We start from the raw sequence: 873 nt of genomic DNA on the forward strand, positions 1-873 counted from the left end.
AGTGCGGTCCCCCAATCCGTCGCTCTACCCCACGAACTACCTCGGCAGAGGTCATGCTTCGACATGTTTCGGTTGGAACCAGCTGTTTCCGGACTCGATGGGCCTTTCACCCCTACACAAAGGTCACAAGAGGGTATTGTAGGACACCAACTCTAACAGGCCTCCACGTGCCTTTCGGCACGCTTCACCTTGCCCTTGCGTAGATCGTCCGGTTTCGGGTCGTGCCCGTTTGACTCCCCGCGCTTGAACACGGCGGCCCTCGTGCAAAGCACTGCGGCCATGTCGGTTTCCCTACGCCTTCCCGGATGATCCGGTTAGACTCGTCAAACAGGCACACTCCCTGGTTCGTTTTTCAAAACGTACGACAGAACACCGGCTTCCCAAACTTCCTACTTGAGGCTCGCGCCTGGTTCGTTTTGTCCGGGACCTTCTATGCCCTGTCGCTCCATCGCCAACTGATTTCACGCCCTATTGCACCTCCCTTCGTGGGGTGCTTTTCAGCGTTCGCTCACGCTACTTGTTCGCTATCGGTCTTGAGGAGTGTTTAGTCTTCGCGGTCGATGCCCGCGAGATTCACGAGGGATATCCAACCCCCGCTACTCTGGAGCTGACTCGTCTCTTACTTCACAACAGTACGGGACTGTCACCCTGTTTCGTGCTCTGTTCCAAGAGACTTCGTGTTGCGGTTCGGAGAGTGATCGTCAGTCCGAACACCACATTGCCCGTGAAGGCTTCGGTTTGGACTGCGTCGCGTTCATTCGCCATTACTAACGACATCGCGTTTGCTTTCTTTTCCTGTCGATACTAAGATGTTTCAATTCTCGACGTTCCCCATTGCGCGAAGCAATTGCGGTGGGGATTCCCATTCGGAGA

1 rRNA gene is annotated in these 873 nt (G+C 55.3%); it reads right to left on the minus strand.

The features are described 5' to 3' along the window. Window positions 1-873 (minus strand): 23S ribosomal RNA (locus NDO75_RS27670); the annotation flags it as partial.

This window comes from Natrinema sp. 1APR25-10V2, from assembly GCF_031626495.1.
Classification (GTDB): domain Archaea; phylum Halobacteriota; class Halobacteria; order Halobacteriales; family Natrialbaceae; genus Natrinema.